This window comes from Halovenus carboxidivorans (assembly GCF_009831575.1).
Lineage (GTDB): Archaea > Halobacteriota > Halobacteria > Halobacteriales > Haloarculaceae > Halovenus > Halovenus carboxidivorans.
In genome coordinates, this window is record NZ_WUUT01000006.1 from 67,127 (window position 1) to 82,342 (window position 15,216).

The 15,216-nt window shown below is 65.1% G+C and carries 19 protein-coding genes; 10 read left to right on the forward strand and 9 right to left on the reverse strand.

Translation table 11 applies throughout. The features are described from left to right. Positions 1-5: 5 nt before the first annotated feature. A complete protein-coding gene (locus tag GRX03_RS14410) occupies positions 6-407 on the reverse strand; it encodes a UPF0146 family protein (RefSeq protein WP_368278516.1) in 402 nt (133 codons plus the stop codon). 36 nt (positions 408-443) lie between these two features. Between GRX03_RS14410 and GRX03_RS14415 the strand changes: the two genes are divergently transcribed. The 4 genes from GRX03_RS14415 to GRX03_RS14430 all read left to right on the forward strand — a co-directional run bounded on the left by GRX03_RS14415 (position 444) and on the right by GRX03_RS14430 (position 4,078). After that, positions 444-965 carry an archaemetzincin family Zn-dependent metalloprotease gene (locus GRX03_RS14415; RefSeq protein WP_159764929.1) on the forward strand — a complete coding sequence of 174 codons (522 nt, stop codon included), beginning with the start codon at positions 444-446 and terminating at the stop codon, positions 963-965. Between the two features lie 188 nt (positions 966-1,153). Beyond that, positions 1,154-1,375: a hypothetical protein gene (locus GRX03_RS14420; protein WP_159764930.1), complete on the forward strand. Its 222-nt coding sequence runs from the start codon at positions 1,154-1,156 to the stop codon at positions 1,373-1,375. Positions 1,376-1,601: 226 nt separating this feature from the next. Further along, complete coding sequence (locus GRX03_RS14425) at positions 1,602-3,575, forward strand: AMP-dependent synthetase/ligase (protein ID WP_159764931.1); 1,974 nt, start codon at positions 1,602-1,604, stop codon at positions 3,573-3,575. A gap of 152 nt (positions 3,576-3,727) precedes the next feature. Continuing rightward, positions 3,728-4,078: a nuclear transport factor 2 family protein gene (locus GRX03_RS14430; protein WP_159764932.1), complete on the forward strand. Its 351-nt coding sequence runs from the start codon at positions 3,728-3,730 to the stop codon at positions 4,076-4,078. Positions 4,079-4,178: 100 nt separating this feature from the next. Here GRX03_RS14430 and GRX03_RS14435 read toward each other — a convergent pair whose 3' ends face one another. Both GRX03_RS14435 and GRX03_RS14440 read right to left on the reverse strand, forming a co-directional pair. Then, the gene (locus GRX03_RS14435) at positions 4,179-6,008 is read right to left on the reverse strand and encodes a ribosome biogenesis/translation initiation ATPase RLI (protein ID WP_159764933.1); all 1,830 of its coding nucleotides are present in this window, start codon (positions 6,006-6,008) and stop codon (positions 4,179-4,181) included. Between the two features lie 3 nt (positions 6,009-6,011). Next, positions 6,012-6,359 (reverse strand): EMC6-like membrane protein, encoded by a 348-nt coding sequence (locus GRX03_RS14440; protein ID WP_159764934.1) that lies wholly within the window; start codon positions 6,357-6,359, stop codon positions 6,012-6,014. Between the two features lie 86 nt (positions 6,360-6,445). Here GRX03_RS14440 and GRX03_RS14445 point away from each other — a divergent pair, with 86 nt between their 5' ends. Together GRX03_RS14445 and GRX03_RS14450 are read left to right on the forward strand one after the other, a co-directional pair. Further along, a complete protein-coding gene (locus tag GRX03_RS14445) occupies positions 6,446-6,883 on the forward strand; it encodes a hypothetical protein (RefSeq protein WP_159764935.1) in 438 nt (145 codons plus the stop codon). A gap of 131 nt (positions 6,884-7,014) precedes the next feature. Continuing rightward, the gene (locus tag GRX03_RS14450; protein ID WP_159764936.1) at positions 7,015-7,284 is read left to right on the forward strand and encodes an ArsR family transcriptional regulator; all 270 of its coding nucleotides are present in this window, start codon (positions 7,015-7,017) and stop codon (positions 7,282-7,284) included. Positions 7,285-7,326: 42 nt separating this feature from the next. On the opposite strand, the gene GRX03_RS14455 is transcribed toward GRX03_RS14450, so the two are convergent. From GRX03_RS14455 to GRX03_RS14465, 3 genes are read right to left on the reverse strand one after another with little or no spacing between them, the layout of a single operon-like run. Beyond that, positions 7,327-9,174: a PINc/VapC family ATPase gene (locus tag GRX03_RS14455; protein ID WP_159764937.1), complete on the reverse strand. Its 1,848-nt coding sequence runs from the start codon at positions 9,172-9,174 to the stop codon at positions 7,327-7,329. A gap of 57 nt (positions 9,175-9,231) precedes the next feature. Beyond that, a complete protein-coding gene (locus GRX03_RS14460; protein ID WP_368278519.1) occupies positions 9,232-9,786 on the reverse strand; it encodes an endonuclease dU in 555 nt (184 codons plus the stop codon). Continuing rightward, complete coding sequence (locus GRX03_RS14465) at positions 9,783-9,962, reverse strand: DUF5786 family protein (RefSeq protein ID WP_159764938.1); 180 nt, start codon at positions 9,960-9,962, stop codon at positions 9,783-9,785. Before GRX03_RS14465 ends, GRX03_RS14460 begins: the two co-directional genes overlap by 4 nt. Before the next feature lie 106 nt (positions 9,963-10,068). Here GRX03_RS14465 and GRX03_RS14470 point away from each other — a divergent pair, with 106 nt between their 5' ends. After that, complete coding sequence (locus tag GRX03_RS14470; protein ID WP_159764939.1) at positions 10,069-10,677, forward strand: MBL fold metallo-hydrolase; 609 nt, start codon at positions 10,069-10,071, stop codon at positions 10,675-10,677. Positions 10,678-11,293: 616 nt separating this feature from the next. Here GRX03_RS14470 and GRX03_RS14475 read toward each other — a convergent pair. After that, on the reverse strand, positions 11,294-11,443 hold the full coding sequence (locus tag GRX03_RS14475; protein ID WP_159764940.1) for a 50S ribosomal protein L40e: 150 nt from the start codon (positions 11,441-11,443) through the stop codon (positions 11,294-11,296). A 97-nt stretch (positions 11,444-11,540) separates the two neighbouring features. Here GRX03_RS14475 and GRX03_RS14480 point away from each other — a divergent pair, with 97 nt between their 5' ends. Beyond that, entirely contained in the window at positions 11,541-12,713 is a 1,173-nt protein-coding gene (locus GRX03_RS14480) for an MFS transporter (RefSeq protein WP_368278521.1), read from the forward strand. Between the two features lie 45 nt (positions 12,714-12,758). Further along, positions 12,759-13,301 carry a metal-dependent hydrolase gene (locus GRX03_RS14485; protein WP_159764941.1) on the forward strand — a complete coding sequence of 181 codons (543 nt, stop codon included), beginning with the start codon at positions 12,759-12,761 and terminating at the stop codon, positions 13,299-13,301. On the opposite strand, the gene GRX03_RS14490 is transcribed toward GRX03_RS14485, so the two are convergent. After that, the gene (locus tag GRX03_RS14490; protein ID WP_159764942.1) at positions 13,302-13,685 is read right to left on the reverse strand and encodes a hypothetical protein; all 384 of its coding nucleotides are present in this window, start codon (positions 13,683-13,685) and stop codon (positions 13,302-13,304) included. Between the two features lie 280 nt (positions 13,686-13,965). Here GRX03_RS14490 and hemB point away from each other — a divergent pair, with 280 nt between their 5' ends. After that, on the forward strand, positions 13,966-14,946 hold the full coding sequence (hemB, locus tag GRX03_RS14495) for a porphobilinogen synthase (protein WP_159764943.1): 981 nt from the start codon (positions 13,966-13,968) through the stop codon (positions 14,944-14,946). On the opposite strand, the gene GRX03_RS14500 is transcribed toward hemB, so the two are convergent. Next, complete coding sequence (locus tag GRX03_RS14500; RefSeq protein ID WP_159764944.1) at positions 14,947-15,177, reverse strand: DUF7860 family protein; 231 nt, start codon at positions 15,175-15,177, stop codon at positions 14,947-14,949. Between the last annotated feature and the right edge of the window lie 39 nt (positions 15,178-15,216).

The following is a 15,216-nucleotide window of genomic DNA, read 5'->3' on the forward strand; positions in this document are numbered from 1 at the left end:
GACGATCACCGGCCGCCGTTCGCACGGACGACGAACAGCGTCTCACCCGGGATCGTCTCACGCGAGACCTCGACCAGCGGCGGGTCTCCGCCCAGCGTGGTAAACAGACAGTCGGCGTCGACCCGCGCCGCCAGCCGCACCGTCGGCTTGTGTAGCTCCGGCGGGAGATTCTGCGCGAACAGGCAGTCGGCCCCCTCGTAGACCGACAGCGTCGGTGCCGTCAGGTCGTCGCGGGCGAACCGCACCCCTTCCGGCGTCTCGCGGTCGACGACGTCGGTCGCCGTGACGGCGACACCCCGGCCCGCGAGTTCCCGAGCGACCGCGGTGCGAGTCCCGACGGCGACCTCGACGACGCGGTCGTAGCCGGCGAGTCGGTCCGCGATGGCGTCGACGGTTTCAGTTCGCACTGGATTTTTATTGGGGGACAGCGAATATATAGCTACATGCACGTCGACATCGTGCCGGTCGGCGACGTCGACGCAGTCGTCAAACGTCAGGCCTCGACGGGGCTGCGATCTGTCTACGACTGCGAAGTCACCGTTCACGACGCCGAGCCGGTACCGTCCGGAGCGTACGATTCTTCGCGCGAACAGTACCGCGCGGAGGAGTTCATCGATCTGGCGAAGCGGACCGGGAGCGGGGAGAAAAACATCGCGATCACGCCCAAGGATCTGTTCTACCACCGCCGCAACTACGTCTTCGGGCTGGCGTACCTGGGGGGCAGCGGCAGCGTGATCTCGACCTATCGGCTCCGGACCTCCTCGGACGGCGGCTTCTCGAACCGCTCGGCGGGCGATATCTTCTCGGATCGCGTCCGCAAGGAGGTCGTCCACGAGATCGGACACACCCTCGGGCTGGAACACTGCGACAACAAACGCTGCGTGATGAACTTCTCGCCGACTGTCCGGGAGGTCGACGTGAAAGAAGAGACGCTCTGTGGCTCCTGCCAGCGTAACGCCCTCTGATATTTTCCGATTCGCCGAACCGACTGTATTCGGCCGATTCAGGACCTTTTCGGCAGATATCCCGCTCCGCGGAACTTTGGTTGTCATTCGTACACATACCTAACCCGATAGGTATCCTCGTCCGGATTCCTCTCCAAACTAGTTTGGTACAATCTCTTTAGTAGTCCGTGTTATATGTATAGACGCGCATGAGCAAATCACAATCCAACGCAGAACGAACGGAGGAACTGAGCGACATCTTCGTCTCCGTCACCGGTGACGAAGAAGTGACCGAAGAGCAGGAAGACGACACGATGGACCGCGAACTCCCCGGCGAGAGCCGGATCGACGAGGCCGTTCGCGACGGTCTCTCCGACGCCATCGAGGGTGCCGAAGCGGATGCCGGCGACCCCGGTGACACCACTGGCTAAGGTATGACGGGTCGATAACTGCCCTCCACGGTTCCTTCGTCGGCGCCGCCGCCCCCGCCGACGACATTCGGGACGTTTGCGCCGCCCGCTGGGCGGCGTCAGTTTCTGGCCAGTAGCCACTCCTATCTCACTCCCTGCCCCGAGACGCTTCGGCCGGACAGGGCCCTCGCCGGCGGTCGTGAACGATCAGCTAGTTTGAAGTCGCGGTTGTGTGTCACACACGTACATGGACTGGCTACAGGCGGAGCGTGAGTACGACAGTGCGGTGCTGGGGGAGACGACGATTCCGAGGCTGTTTTTCGACGCCGCGGACCGCTACGCCGATATCGACTGTCAACTGTACAAGGGCGGGGTCTCCGAACGGTCGCTGGTCACGGAGGGGGTCGTCGAAGCGGCACCGGCGGGTGAGTACGGGGCGCTGTCGTTCCCCGCTGTCGCGGATATCGTCCGCAACCTCGCCGGGGGGTTCCGGACCCTGGGGGTCGAGGCGGGTGACCGGGTTGCGATCTACGCCGACACTCGGATGGAGTGGGCACAGGCCGACCTCGGACTCATGACTGCGGGGGCGGTCGTCACGACCGTCTACACGGAATCCTCCCCGGAGCAGGTCCGGTATCTGCTGACCGATCCCGGTGCCACGGGCGTCGTCGTCGAAGACGAGACGCTGCTCTCGACGCTGGCGGCGGTCGAAGGAGAGACCGACGTGGAGTTTGTCGTCCTGCTCGACGAACCGACCCAGCAGTGGGACCTCGACGCGGAACTGCACACGCTCGGGGCGGTCCACGGGATGGGCCGGGAGTACGACGAGGAGACAGTCGAGGCGTGGATCGACCGACAGGACTGGACGGAGTTGGCGAGTCTGGTCTACACCTCCGGCACGACCGGCGACCCGAAAGGGGTCAAGCTAACCCACGAGAACTGGCGCAGTTGCCTGAACCAGGTCCACCGACGGATCGGCCCCCGGCCGGACAAGCCCGCGGCGATGCCGAAACTCGAACCGGGCAAGCGTTCGATCGCCTTCCTCCCGCTTGCACATGCCTTCGAGCGCTCGAATCACTTCCAGAACTTCGCCTCCGGTGTCACCATCGGCTACGCCGAGAGCACGGACACGATTGCCGAGGACATCAAGACGCTCGAACCCGAGTTCGCCGCCGCCGTGCCACGGGTCTACGAGCGCATCTACAACGGCATCCGCGAGCAGGCAAGCGAGTCTCCAGCGAGAAAACGGGTCTTCGAGTGGGCGGTCGAGACGGCCCAACGGTACGACCGCGCCGACGACCCCGGCCTCGTGCTGGAGGCGAAACTCGCCGTCGCCGACCGACTGGTCTTCTCCTCGGTGCGGCAGGCGCTGGGCGGCAACATCGAGATGTTCATCTCCGGCGGCGGCTCGCTCTCGGAGGACCTCGCCCGCCTCTATCGCGCGATGGGGGTGACCATCATCGAAGGCTACGGGCTGACGGAGACGGCACCCGGCGTCTCGTTCAACCCTCCGGAAGAGATCCACGTCGGCACCATGGGGCCGCCGCTGTGCGAGGTCGACATCGACCTCGATCCCGATATCGTCGACCAGCGAACCCGCGAGCAACGGCCCGGCGAGGTTGGCGAACTGCTCGTGAAGGGTCCGAATATCTTCGAGGGGTACTGGGAGAAACCCGAGCAGACGGAGAGGGCCTTCGACGGCGAGTGGTTCCGCACCGGCGACATCGTCGCTCGCGAGGCCGACGACTACCTCCGCTTCGTCGACCGCCGCAAGAATCTGCTGGTGCTGGACACCGGGAAAAACGTCGCGCCGGAACCCATCGAAGACGAGTTCTCGACCTCCTCGCGGGTCGACCAGATCGTCGTCGTCGGCGACGACCGGAAGTTCGTCGCCGCGCTGATCGTCCCGAACTTCGAGGCGCTGCGTTCGTGGGCCGAGGAGGAGGATCTCGCTGTTCCTCGCGACCGACAGGCGGCGGTCGACGACGAACGCGTCCGAGCGTGGATCGAGGAGGAAGTAGCCCGGATCAACGCCGACCTCGCGACACACGAGCAGATCAAGGAGTTCCGCCTCGTCGCCGAGGAGTGGACCGCCGACAACGACCTGCTCACGCCGTCGATGAAGAAGAAACGGCGGAACATCCGCGACGCCTACGAGGAGGAACTGGCCGACATCTACAGCGGAGAACCCGAACAGACCGGCGCTGTCGCCGTGGACTGACCGACCTGCCTCCCCGCCGGACCGTGGTGACTCGCCCCGAACCACCGGTCGATATCCGAATCGAGTGAGTTCGGCCGTCTCCCGCCGTGGATCGGGTGACGTGGCACTCAACCTTTATATCCTGATAGTTACACTATACTTCTGGAGCACACATGAGCGACACTGAAGACGTACTCGAACACCACTTGGACGCGTTCGCCAACCAGGATTTGGATGAAGTCATGATCGATTACGGGGAGGATTCGACCGTCGTGACGAACCTCGGTGTCTTTCGTGGGCTCGACGAGATCGAGGAGCTGTTCACAGAGCTGTTCGATGAGTTCTCACAGGAGGGTGCGACCATCGAAGTCGACGACACTATCATCGAAGACGACTTCGCATACCTCCTGTGGAACGGCGAGACGCCGGACAACGACTACGAGTTCTGTACCGATACGTTCCACATCCCCGACGAGACAATCGAGTTCCAGACCTACGCCGGCAAGATCGAACCGAAGGACTGACTGCTGGTCGGTTTTCGCCGCTCGCAATTAGGAGGACTCCCTGCGGTCGTCCTCCCTACAGCGTTCGCATTGACGAGGCTTTCGTTCCGCTCAAGCCTCGCTACGGCGCGTAGTAATACTCCCCGGCGTTTTTCTGCTCGCGGTCGAGCTGACTGCCGGGCTTGTTGATCCGCGGCCGGGAGGTCCGCTCGTCCCGGCGGAAGGTGATGTCGAGATTCGAGAGGAAGTCGTTCATCCCCTCGCGCATCCCCTGTGGCTCGGCGGCCCGACCGCGCTCGGCCGGTTCGCCCTCGAAGACCAGCAGCCGATCCGAGAGCAGATCGATCATGTAGATGTCGTGGTCGATGACCATCGCCGTCGCGTCGTTGTTCTCGGCGTAGCGACGGATCGCTGAGGTGGCGAGCACGCGCTGTTCCACGTCCAGATGCGCCGACGGCTCGTCCAGCAGGTACAGATCGGCGTCCTCGGAGAGACAGGCCGCGATAGCCACGCGCTGGCGCTCACCGCCGGAGAGGTCGGTGAGGTTCTGCTCCATGATGGCGTCCAGTTGGAGCGGCTGGGCAATCTCGGTCTTCCAGAACGAGGAGCCGAAGTCGTCGGTGATCGTCGAGAGGAAGGCGTCGACCCGCATCGGCTGGTCGATCTCGATGTACTGCGGCTTGTAGGCGATGTCGAGCCGTGAGTCGACCTCGCCCTCGTCCGGCTCCAGACGGCCGGCCAGCATCTGCGCGAAGGTGGACTTCCCGATTCCGTTCGGGCCGACCACGCCGAGCACCTCGCCCTCGTGGATCGTCCCGCTCTCGACGGACAGCGAGAACTCGCCCTCGCCGTAGCTTTTCTCCAGCGCGGGGTACTCGACGAGAGACTGCCCGGTCGTGTTCGAGCGCGGGGCGTGTTCCTCGAACTCGATTTCGGTCTCTCTGATCCGCATGTTCTCGTTTTCGAGATAGCCCGAGAGGTACTCGTTGATGCCGTTTTTGACCGACTTCGGTGGGGTGATGATACCGAATGCGCCGGCCTGTCCGTACGCGACGTGGATCGCGTCGGCGATCAGATCCAGGATGGCGAGGTCGTGCTCGACGACGAGCATCGACCGGTTCTCCTCCTCGGCCAACTCGCGGACGAGGCGGGCGGCGGTCATCCGCTGGCTGATGTCCAGATACGGCGTGATCTCGTCGAGGAAGTAGAAGTCGGCGTCCCGGGCCAGCGTCGCCGCCAGCGCGACCCGCTGGAGTTCGCCGCCCGACAGCGTGTCGATATGCTGGTCGACGACCGGCCGGATCCCCAATCGGTCGATCAACTCGTCCAGCGCGCCGCGCTCGTCGGTCTGTTCGAGCAGCGCGCTGGTCGGCCCGTCGAACTGGTCGGGGATCTGGTCGACGTACTGCGGCTTGCGCGCCACGGTCACGTCGCCCTCTCGCATCGCTTCGAGATACTCCTGGAGGGCGGTGCCGCGGTACTCCTCTAACACTTCGCTCCAGTCCGGTTCGTCTCCGACCTCTCCGAGGTTCGGTGCCAGTTCGTCGGCGAGAATCCGGACGGCGGTGGTCTTTCCGATCCCGTTTGGCCCGAGGATGCCGGTAACTCGCCCCTCCTCCGGAGCGGGGAGCCCGTACAGCGCGAAGGAGTTCTCCCCGTAGCGGTGAATCGGCTCCTCGTCGAGTTCCTGCGGGAGGTTGAGGATCTGGATCGCGTCGAACGGACACTTCTCGACGCAGATCCCGCAGGACTCACCGAGACAGAGTTCCTCGGAGATCCAGATCTGATCGTCGGTCCCCTGGTACACCTCGTCTTCCTCGTAGCGCTCGTTGCGAGTGATGATACACTCCTTGCCCGTCCGGTTCGGGGGGCAGAAGTTCGCACACTCGTAGTTACATCTATCCGGTTGACACTTCTCCAGGTCGACGACTGCGATACTATCTTCAGCCATTGTTTACACAATCGACGGCAGTTCCGTTCCCGCGGTGAGCAGGATGCCCCAGGAGATAAACCAGAGGGCGAACGTCATGAAAAAGACGTACGCGTAATCCTTCCCGCTGAAGTCGCTGGTATCGATTCCCACGGCGCTGTAGATCGGAAACTGGATCAAGATTGCCGCGAGCAGAAAGAACGCTCCCGTCGCGTCCTCCGGACCGGTCGCGCCCATCAGCGAGAGGACCCCCGCCGCAATCCCGGCGAGTGTCGAACACGTCGTGACGGTGATACTTCGCATGTACGGGCTGAGACCGTCGTCTGTCTCCACGTCAGACCCGGTCGTACTCTCGCCCGTCTCTGTCGCCATACGTACAGTTGGACGACCCGGAGTAAAAAGCCGTTCGTTCCCCGGCGAACGAGTGGTTTATTCCGCCGGCCGTGCTCGTAGTTGGCATGGCGGAGTCCGAGGAGTGGGACGGGGCCGCGCCGTGGCTGTTCCTGCTCGGCCTCGCCGTTTTTCTGGGGTCGGCCGTGCTGTTCGTCGTCGACCTGATCCGCGGTGTCGATGTGCTCCGGTCGATCGGCGCGAACGGACTCGGCACGGCGCTTCTGATCGCGTGGGCGGCCCACGACACCCTTCGCAACCCCGAGTCGGAGGTCGCGACGCCGGCGGGGGCGGCCGGGACCGCGCTGCTTCTGTACGGCCTCTACCTGCTCGGCGCCGGCGTCGTGATCGCGGTGACGGGGCTGGTTCACGACCGTCTCCGACTCGGCTTCTGGTACGTCGGTCTGGCGGTGGTCGCCGTCGCCGTCGGATATTTCATCTTCCCGAAAGAGGCTGTTCTCTCGCCGCCCGATGCCGACTCAGTCAGCGGAGACGAGCCGGAGTAATGAGTCGGGTGTTGACAGGTTCGCGGCCGCGCTGATTTGGCCTCGCTCGGGCCACAGAAACGCCGGTAGATCCGCTCGTTCCGAGTTGATCCCTCAATCTTTATACAGCCGGCGTACTTTACACTGAGCCGATGACAGAATCCGATGAGGAGGAGATCGCGGATCTCCCTCCGAGTGCGAAGCTCGTCTACAAAGTACTCGAATACAACGGTCCGCTCACCCAGAAGGGGATCGTTCAGGAATCGATGCTCTCCGCGCGGACCGTCCGCTACGCGCTCGAACGACTCGATACGATCGGTGTCATCGAGGAGGATGTCTACTTCGCCGACGCCCGGCAGAATCTCTACGAGATCACCGACGAAGAACTCGAAACCGAGACCGAAGCCGCCGTTTCCGACTAGTTGCGCTCGCTTCTCCGTTTCTCTGTCTCCGCAGTCACAACCTCAGGACGGCACGACCGTGATCGTCTTCCCGTGATCGATTGCTGACTCCAGTTCCTCTGCAATTGCGCTGCCTCGGGAGACCTGAATCTCGCCGCCGCGTGAGACCGTCGCCGTGAACAGATACTCCCCGTCGGCCTGGACCTCGACCGTCTCGCCGGCGTGGCCGTCGAGCGGAATGATGACGTGTCGGCTCGTCACCTCCGGGCGGACGGTTATCCCGCCGCCACCGGAGCCGATGGCCCCCGACGACGTGCCTCCGGCGGAGTCGGGTTGTTCGTCGAAGGTCCGCACGTCGATATCGATGCCGAGTCGATCTTCGATCTCCGAGATGCGGCCGCCGCCCTTGCCGATTACAGAGGAGATATCGCGCTCCTCGACCCAGACGACGGCGGTGTTGCCGCCCCGGAGGTCGACCTCGACGTGGCCGTGTGCGATCGAGCGAATCTCGCGTTCGATCTCCTGTTTCGCGATCTGGTCGACGCCGGAGTCCCCGCCTTCGTCCTCGCCGATCGGGACGGTGACGACCTGACGGTTGAACGTGTAGATCTCGTACTCCGGCTGGCCGGTCTCGAAGTCCGTCACCATGATGACGGGGCGGGCGAGATCCTCCTCCATCAGGCCCTCGGGCACCTTGACTGTCGTCGACACGTCGTAGACCTTCTCGATCTCACCGGCCTCGATGTAGACGACGGTGTCGACGACCTGCGGGATCAGGCCGAGTTCGACCCGGCCGATCAGCCGCTGGAGGGCGTCGATAGCCCGGGTCGCGTGGACGACGCCGATCATCCCGACGCCGGCCAGCCGCATGTCCGAGAACACCTCGAAGTCCTCGGTTTTCCGCACCTCGTCGTAGATGGTGTAGTCGGGTCGGACCATCAGAAGCGAGTCCGCCGTCTTGTCCATCCGCCCGTCGAGGGCGGTGTACTGGGTGATCTCCGGGCCGACCTGCAGGTCGCGTGGTTTCTCCATCGTCTTCACCGCGAAGTTCGACTCGCTCAGAAACTCGCCGACGGCCTGCGCGAAGGTGGATTTCCCCGCGCCGGGTGCACCGGAAATCAACACGCCGCGCTGGCGCTCCATCAGCCGGTCTCTGAGTTCGTCGGCGTACTCGTACTCGTCGAGATCGGTCTTGACGATCGGTCTGACGGCCGTGATTTCGAGGCCGTCGCTGAACGGCGGGCGGGCGATCGCGATCCGGAAATCCCGGAACTGGACGATGGTCATCCCCGGCTCTGAGAGTTCGACGAAGCCGTCGGGGCTGGCGTGGGTCGCCTCCTCGATATCCGCCGCGAACGCCCGTAGATCGTCCTCGGTCAACACCCGGTCGTCGACGCGCTCGTAGCGCATCTCGCCGATCGTCCCGCGTTTCGCCATCGGTTCGACCCCGACCTTCAGGTGGACGCTCATCGTCCCCTCGTCGAAGTACTGCTCGATGTCAAGTTCGTCGTACGACCGCGTCTCGGGGTCGAGTTGGGTCACCTCGACGCCGGTCGCCCGCGCCACCTCGGCCTGGACCGCGTCGCTGGTGACGAGTGTCGCCCCCCGCTGTTCGGCGATGTCGCGAATGATCGCATCGATCTCCCCCTCCTCGGCGTCGCGTTTCTCCGCCGAATCCGGCCGCCGGCCCACGTACTCGACGACGATCTCGCCGGCGTCGTCGAGATCGACGAGCCGCTGTAGCTCCTCGAGTCCCTCCCATCCGGTCTCCCGGCCGTCGTTCGCCTGGGATTCGAGTTCCCCGACGACGGCCTCGGGAACCGCGACGGTCGCGTCCGCGAACTCGCCGGAGTTGACGCGTTCGGAGACCCGGCCGTCGATAATCACGCTCGTATCCGGGACAATTTCCATACCCGTGTTTGGGCTGTCGTTCTTAAATGTCACCCGGTCCGAACCGCCTCCGGGCGCTCAGTCGACGGCCCGCTCCCGGTCGGCGGCCCGGGCCGCCAGTCTGGCGACACGCAACGGCTCCGGACGCCCGCCCTCGGGCGTGAATGCACGGACGACCTCGCCGGCGTCCTCGTCGAGACCGACGCTGCGAACGTACAGCCGGTCCTCACCCACCGACACTGCCTCGCGGTCGGGCAGTGACCGGTACACCTCCAGCCGGCTCTCGGCGGCGTCGCCGTCGAACGCCTCTCTAATTGCCGGTTCGAGTCCGTCGCTGTCCTCGAAGGAAACGGCGATCACCGGTCGGTCGGTGGCGCCGTGAACGGCCGAGAGGTCGAGCACGTTGTACCAGGCCGGCGCGACGCCGGCGAGAAAGACGTACTGCAGATCCTCGCGGTCGAGGCGATCGAACAGTTCGATCACGGCCGCAGTCGCGTCGGTGCCACCGACCGTGCACGAGCCGAAAACGAACCCGTCGACGACCCGGCTGGCACGGCACACGACACCAGCGAGCGTACTGCTATCGCTGCGGTAGGACTCCGCAATTCCGAGCGCGCGAACGCCCGGCTTCACGTGTTCTCTTTGATCTCTTCGAGACGATCCAGCAGTTCGTCGTTCGAGGCGGTAAACTCGAACTCGACGTCGCCGTCGTGGTCAGTCTCGTCGGTCGAGACGCCGTCGTCGTCCTCAAAATCTGTGTCGTAATCCTGATTCTCCTGTTCGGATTCGTCGTAACTCCCGAACCCCATACGGGTGGAGATTACCGTTTCACGGTAAAAAATTGCTCGGAGAGTGTTAGCTAATAATCACGACGGCCCGGGACAGGTTCTTACAGCCGGCACCCGCAGATGAGATATGGACGTTATCAACGTGACAGCGGACGCTGAGGTGTTCACGAGTAACGCGTACCTGGCGCTCGGTGCGGAGCCGACGCTCGTGGACGCGGGTGCGATGGACGGCGTCGTCGACGTGATCCGCGAGCACACCGACACGCTCGAACGCGTTCTCGTTACTCACCAACACTCCGATCACGTCGCGGAACTAGACGCGGTCTGCTCGGCCTTCGACGCGGACTGCTACGCCTTCGATGAGCACCCGCGGCGAACCCACGAACTCGCTGACGGTGACACGATCACCGTCGGTGACGAACAGTGTGAAGTCGTCCACACTCCCGGCCACGGCGACGACCACGTCTCCTTCCTCGGCGAGGAGTCGCTGTTCTCGGGCGACGTCGTCGTCTACAACGACGGTGCCTTCGACGACGGCAGTTTCGGCCGGACCGACTATCCGGGCATGTCCCGCGACCGACTTATCGAGAGCATCCAGGAACTGCTCGACCGGATGGACGGCATCGAGGCGATGTACGCCGGCCACGGCGACGTCTACCGGGGCGACGTTCGAACCGTCGTCGAGCGGGCGCTCGAACGCGCACAGCGCCGCGAACCGAAGTATCCAGACGAGTAGCTAGCGACCGTCGAGAGAAGAGCGCGGAGACCGGTCGACGAACGCCGGGGGGAACGACGCTCGCTCCGACGCGGTCCCGCTACGGGTACAGTGAGAGGGAACTCGCGGGTGGGGAACTGCGGATGACAGCACCGCCGACTGGCCGTGTGCTGGGGGAACACACCGACCGTCGACAGGGTGGGTCGATCCGGGTACGTGCACGTCCACCCGGGCGAACGACAGCGGTACCGGACGGACGGAGCCACTGCCGCCAACGGGATCGGATGAGGGATGGGTGGATCGATCGTCCGACTCCAGGCGTCCGGCCCGCCGGCCGGCCGTGGGGGGAAACGGCCGACCGACTGGCTGCTGGCGTCGCCTGTCTCCGCCGGTCGGACTCCGGGATAGCTGTCGATCCGGCGAGGGGGGAGACCGGATCAGATGTACGCCCAGAGCCCGACCGGACGGATTCGGGTGGCATGCACCCGAGTGTTGGTTCCCCGTTCACATAAAATTGGCGTCTGATGGTATTTGTTGGGGACAAATGGTTATGAATGTTTCCAGAGGGTTCGCGGGCGACGCGACTCGCCGTCGGTCCTGTTGGCGACAACCGGCTGTGACGGCAGAAGAAGACGGATCAGGCGCTTCGGGTCTCGCGGGCTTTCGGCCGGAGATTGCCGTAGCCGCACTTGCGACAGGAGTCGCGTCGCTGTGGGTTCCGGGCGTTACACCGCATGCAGATCTGCGTCGTGAAGATCCGTTCTTCTGCCTTGTCGAAACTGGCCATACCGACGCTCCGTGCTCGGCCCTGTTAACCGTTTCCTCTTCCGGGCGCCCGGCTCCGATCCGTACGGTTCAACCCGCCGGATATCCCACCCCCTGTTGTGTCCCGTCGCGAACTGTTCGGCTCGCTGTGTGTGTTGGTCTTCCTGGTCAACCTCGCTCGGGTGGTCTTTGCGCCGCTGTTGCAGCCTGCCGCCGCCGATTTCGGCGTCTCGGCCGCCTCTCTCGGGGTCGTCACCAGCGCCGCCTGGCTCGGCAGCGCCGCCCCGCGGCTCCCGACCGGACTGCTGCTGACGCGGTTCCAGCGCCACCACGTCATCGCGGCGACCGGCTCGATACTCGTCGCGACCGCCGGGCTGACCGCCTTCGCGGATTCGGTGCTTCACCTCACCGTCGGCGCCTTCCTGATGGGGCTGGCCAGCGGCAGTTACTTCATCGCCGCCAACCCGCTGGTCAGCGAACTGTTCCCCGACAACGTCGGCACCGCGCTGGGCGTCCACGGAACCGCCAGCCAGATTGCCGCCGTCGTCGCCCCCCTCGCGCTGACCGGCATTTTGCTCGTCGGCTCCTGGCAACTGACCTTCGTCGTGATCGCGGCTGTCGCCGCCGTCGGCACCGCCGGGCTGGTCTGGGCGGCCCGCAAGACGGCCCTCCCCGAGGCCGGCACCGACGACCGCTCGCTTCTGGCCGCCGGCCGGGCTCAGTGGCCGATCATTCTCACCGGCATCGCGTTCATCGGCGGCGCTGGCTTCCTCTGGAACGCGCTGTTCAACCTCTACGGCGACTACCTCGCCGTCGTCAAGGGGATCGATCCGGCGACCGGCCGCCTGCTTCTGTCTGCTATGTTCGGCGCCGGTGTCCCCGCGTTTTTCGTGACCGGTTGGCTCGCAGACCGGGTCGCGTACGTCCCGCTGATCCTCGGCATCATCGGCGGCTTCGCCGTCAGTGTTCTCGCCCTCACCTTTGTCGAGGGTCTCGTGGCGTTGCTCGCCTTGAGCCTGCTCGTCGGTTACATCGCTCACTCGCTGTTCCCGGCTCTGGACACCTACATGCTTGACTCGCTTCCGGACCGCCACCGGGCCAGCGCGTACGCGCTGTACTCGGCGTCGATGATGCTCGTGCAGGCGCTTGGCTCGGGCACCGTCGGTACGGCGGTCAGCCGCGGTGCGAGCTACACGCGAAGCTTTCGGCTGCTCGCCGTTGGGCTCTGTGCGTTCGTCGCGCTGCTCGCGGTTCTGTACCAGCGCGGGCGACTCCCCGCCGGTGGCCGGTGACCCGGGACCGGGTGGTATTTATCCGCCGCCCGCCGACCCCGTGGTATGTGGCCGATTGGACACGCGTCGGTCGCCTACCTCCTGTACACCTTCTCGACTCGCTCGCGGTTCGACGAGCCGCCGAGACACGCCCCGACGCTGGTGCTCGGAGTCGCTGCGCTGCTGCCCGACCTGATCGACAAGCCCCTCGCCTGGCAACTCGGCGTGCTCCCCGGCGGCCGAACGCTCGGCCACTCGCTTCTGGTCCTCGGGCCGCTGTCGCTCGCCGGCTACGCCGTTGCCGACCGGATCGATGCGAGAGAATCCGGTGTCGCGTTCGCGCTCGGGCTCATCTCACACGCACTGCTCGACGTTGTCCCGGTGTTCTGGGAGCCGACGACTCCCTGGGAGGGGCTGTTCTGGCCGCTGCTCGCCTCCGGTCCGGGCCCCGACGAGGCGACGCCGACGGTGCTGGGTCTCCTCCAGAACTCGCTGACAGCGCCGTATTTCTACGTGGAGTTTCTCCTCCTCGCGGCCGCGCTGTACGTCTGGCGGGTCGACGGCTATCCGGGGCTCAGGCCGTTCGCTGGCCGACTGACGCCCGCCTGATTACGCCCGCGTCTGCCGGAGTCGAGCGTATCGCTCACCGGTCGTGTACAGATACCACGCGATGCCGCCGTGCAGCAGCAGGCCACCGACTCCCGCCGGCCCCCCGAGCACGACCAGCGGGAGACTGCTCAACAGCCCTCCGACCGCGACGACCAGTCCCAGTAGCCGGCCCCACGACCGAAACCGCCACGTCCCGTATCCGGCGGCGAGGTGGACGACGCCGACTGCACCGAGTACGACCCCGACACCGGCCACCGCCGATCCGGCCGGGCCCGCGTAGGCCGCGACGGCGCTGGCGCTGTTCAGGACGGCCAGCCCGCCGAGCAGCAACATCGCCCCGATTCCCGCGAAGGTCACGGAGACGAGTCTGAACCCGGTCGGCACGGAACTATCGGCGCTGCCCCTCGGTCGATACTCGCAACCGTCCGCGTCCGGCCGGTTGCCCCTCTCGGCGTGCTGTCCGGTGCTCCGATCTGTTTGGGGTTGTCTCGCCCGTCGGTTTCGCCCCCGTGCCCGCCGGTTGGTTCCGTCCCCGACAGTGACTTCTCGGCTGTGCGTACCGTCGGTCTGTTTCGGTCGACTCATAGACCGCGTTGGTCCCGGTTTCGCACTTAAAGGTCGGGACGAACGACACGGCTTTGAGGATTCCACGGTAAGACCGCGTATGGAACTGACACAGCGACCCCGACGCCTCCGCACCGACGGCGTGCGCTCGCTCGTCCGCGAGACGGACCTCGCCGCGAGCGATCTGATCGCGCCGGTGTTCGTCGACGCGACGACCGACAAGCGCCAGCCGATCGAGTCGATGCCGGGCCACGAGCGCGTCCCCCTCGACGAGGCCGTCGCCCGCGTCCAGGAGGTCCGCGAGACGGGCGTCGAAGCGGTCATTCTGTTCGGGATTCCCGAGTCCAAAGACGAGCGCGGAACCCGGGCCTGGGCCGAGGACGGCGTCGTTCAGGAGGCGACCCGCCGGATCACCGCCGAGACCGACGCCTACGTCATCACCGACGTGTGTCTGTGTGAGTACACCGACCACGGCCACTGTGGCGTGCTCGAATCCGACGCCCAGTCGGAACCGACTGTGACGATCAAAAACGACGAGACTCTCGATCTGCTGGAACGGATCGCCGTCTCCCACGCCCGTGCGGGCGCGGACATGGTCGCCCCGTCCGGCATGATCGACGGGATGGTCGGTGCGATCCGCGGCGCCCTCGACGAGGAGGGGTTCGAGCACGTCCCGATCATGAGCTACGCGGCGAAATACGAGTCCGCCTTCTACGGCCCGTTCCGGGACGCCGCCGACGGTGCGCCTGCCTTCGGCGACCGCCGCCACTACCAGATGGACCCCGCGAACGCCCGCGAAGCCCGTACCGAGGTCGCCCTGGACGTCGAACAGGGGGCGGACGTGTTGATGGTCAAACCGGCGCTGCCGTATCTCGATATCATCGGGGAGATCCGCCGGGAGTTCGACCACCCGGTCGCGGCGTACAACGTCTCCGGCGAGTACGCGATGTTGCAGGCCGCCGCCGAGAAAGGATGGCTCGACCTCGAAGAGACGGCTTACGAGTCGCTGCTGTCGATCAAACGCGCCGGCGCGGATCTCATCCTCACCTACTTCGCCGAGGACATCGCCCGCCAGTTGTAGCTATCCGTCCGTCAGCGGCAGCGCGACCCCGAAGATCCACGGCGAGAAAAAGCCGATTGTCAGACCGATCCCCTCCATGTAGGTGAACAACGCATCCTCCCACGGGGGAAGGGTTCCGACCAGCAGTCGGCCGACGATCTCACCGCCAGCGCCGAGCAACAGCAGACCCAACCCGAGCAGGAAGCCGCGCTTCGCCCAGCGTCCGTAGTCGATCCCTCTGTGATGGCTCATATCCGGGAGGTGCGAAGCTATCAACGTAGTCTTTTTGCT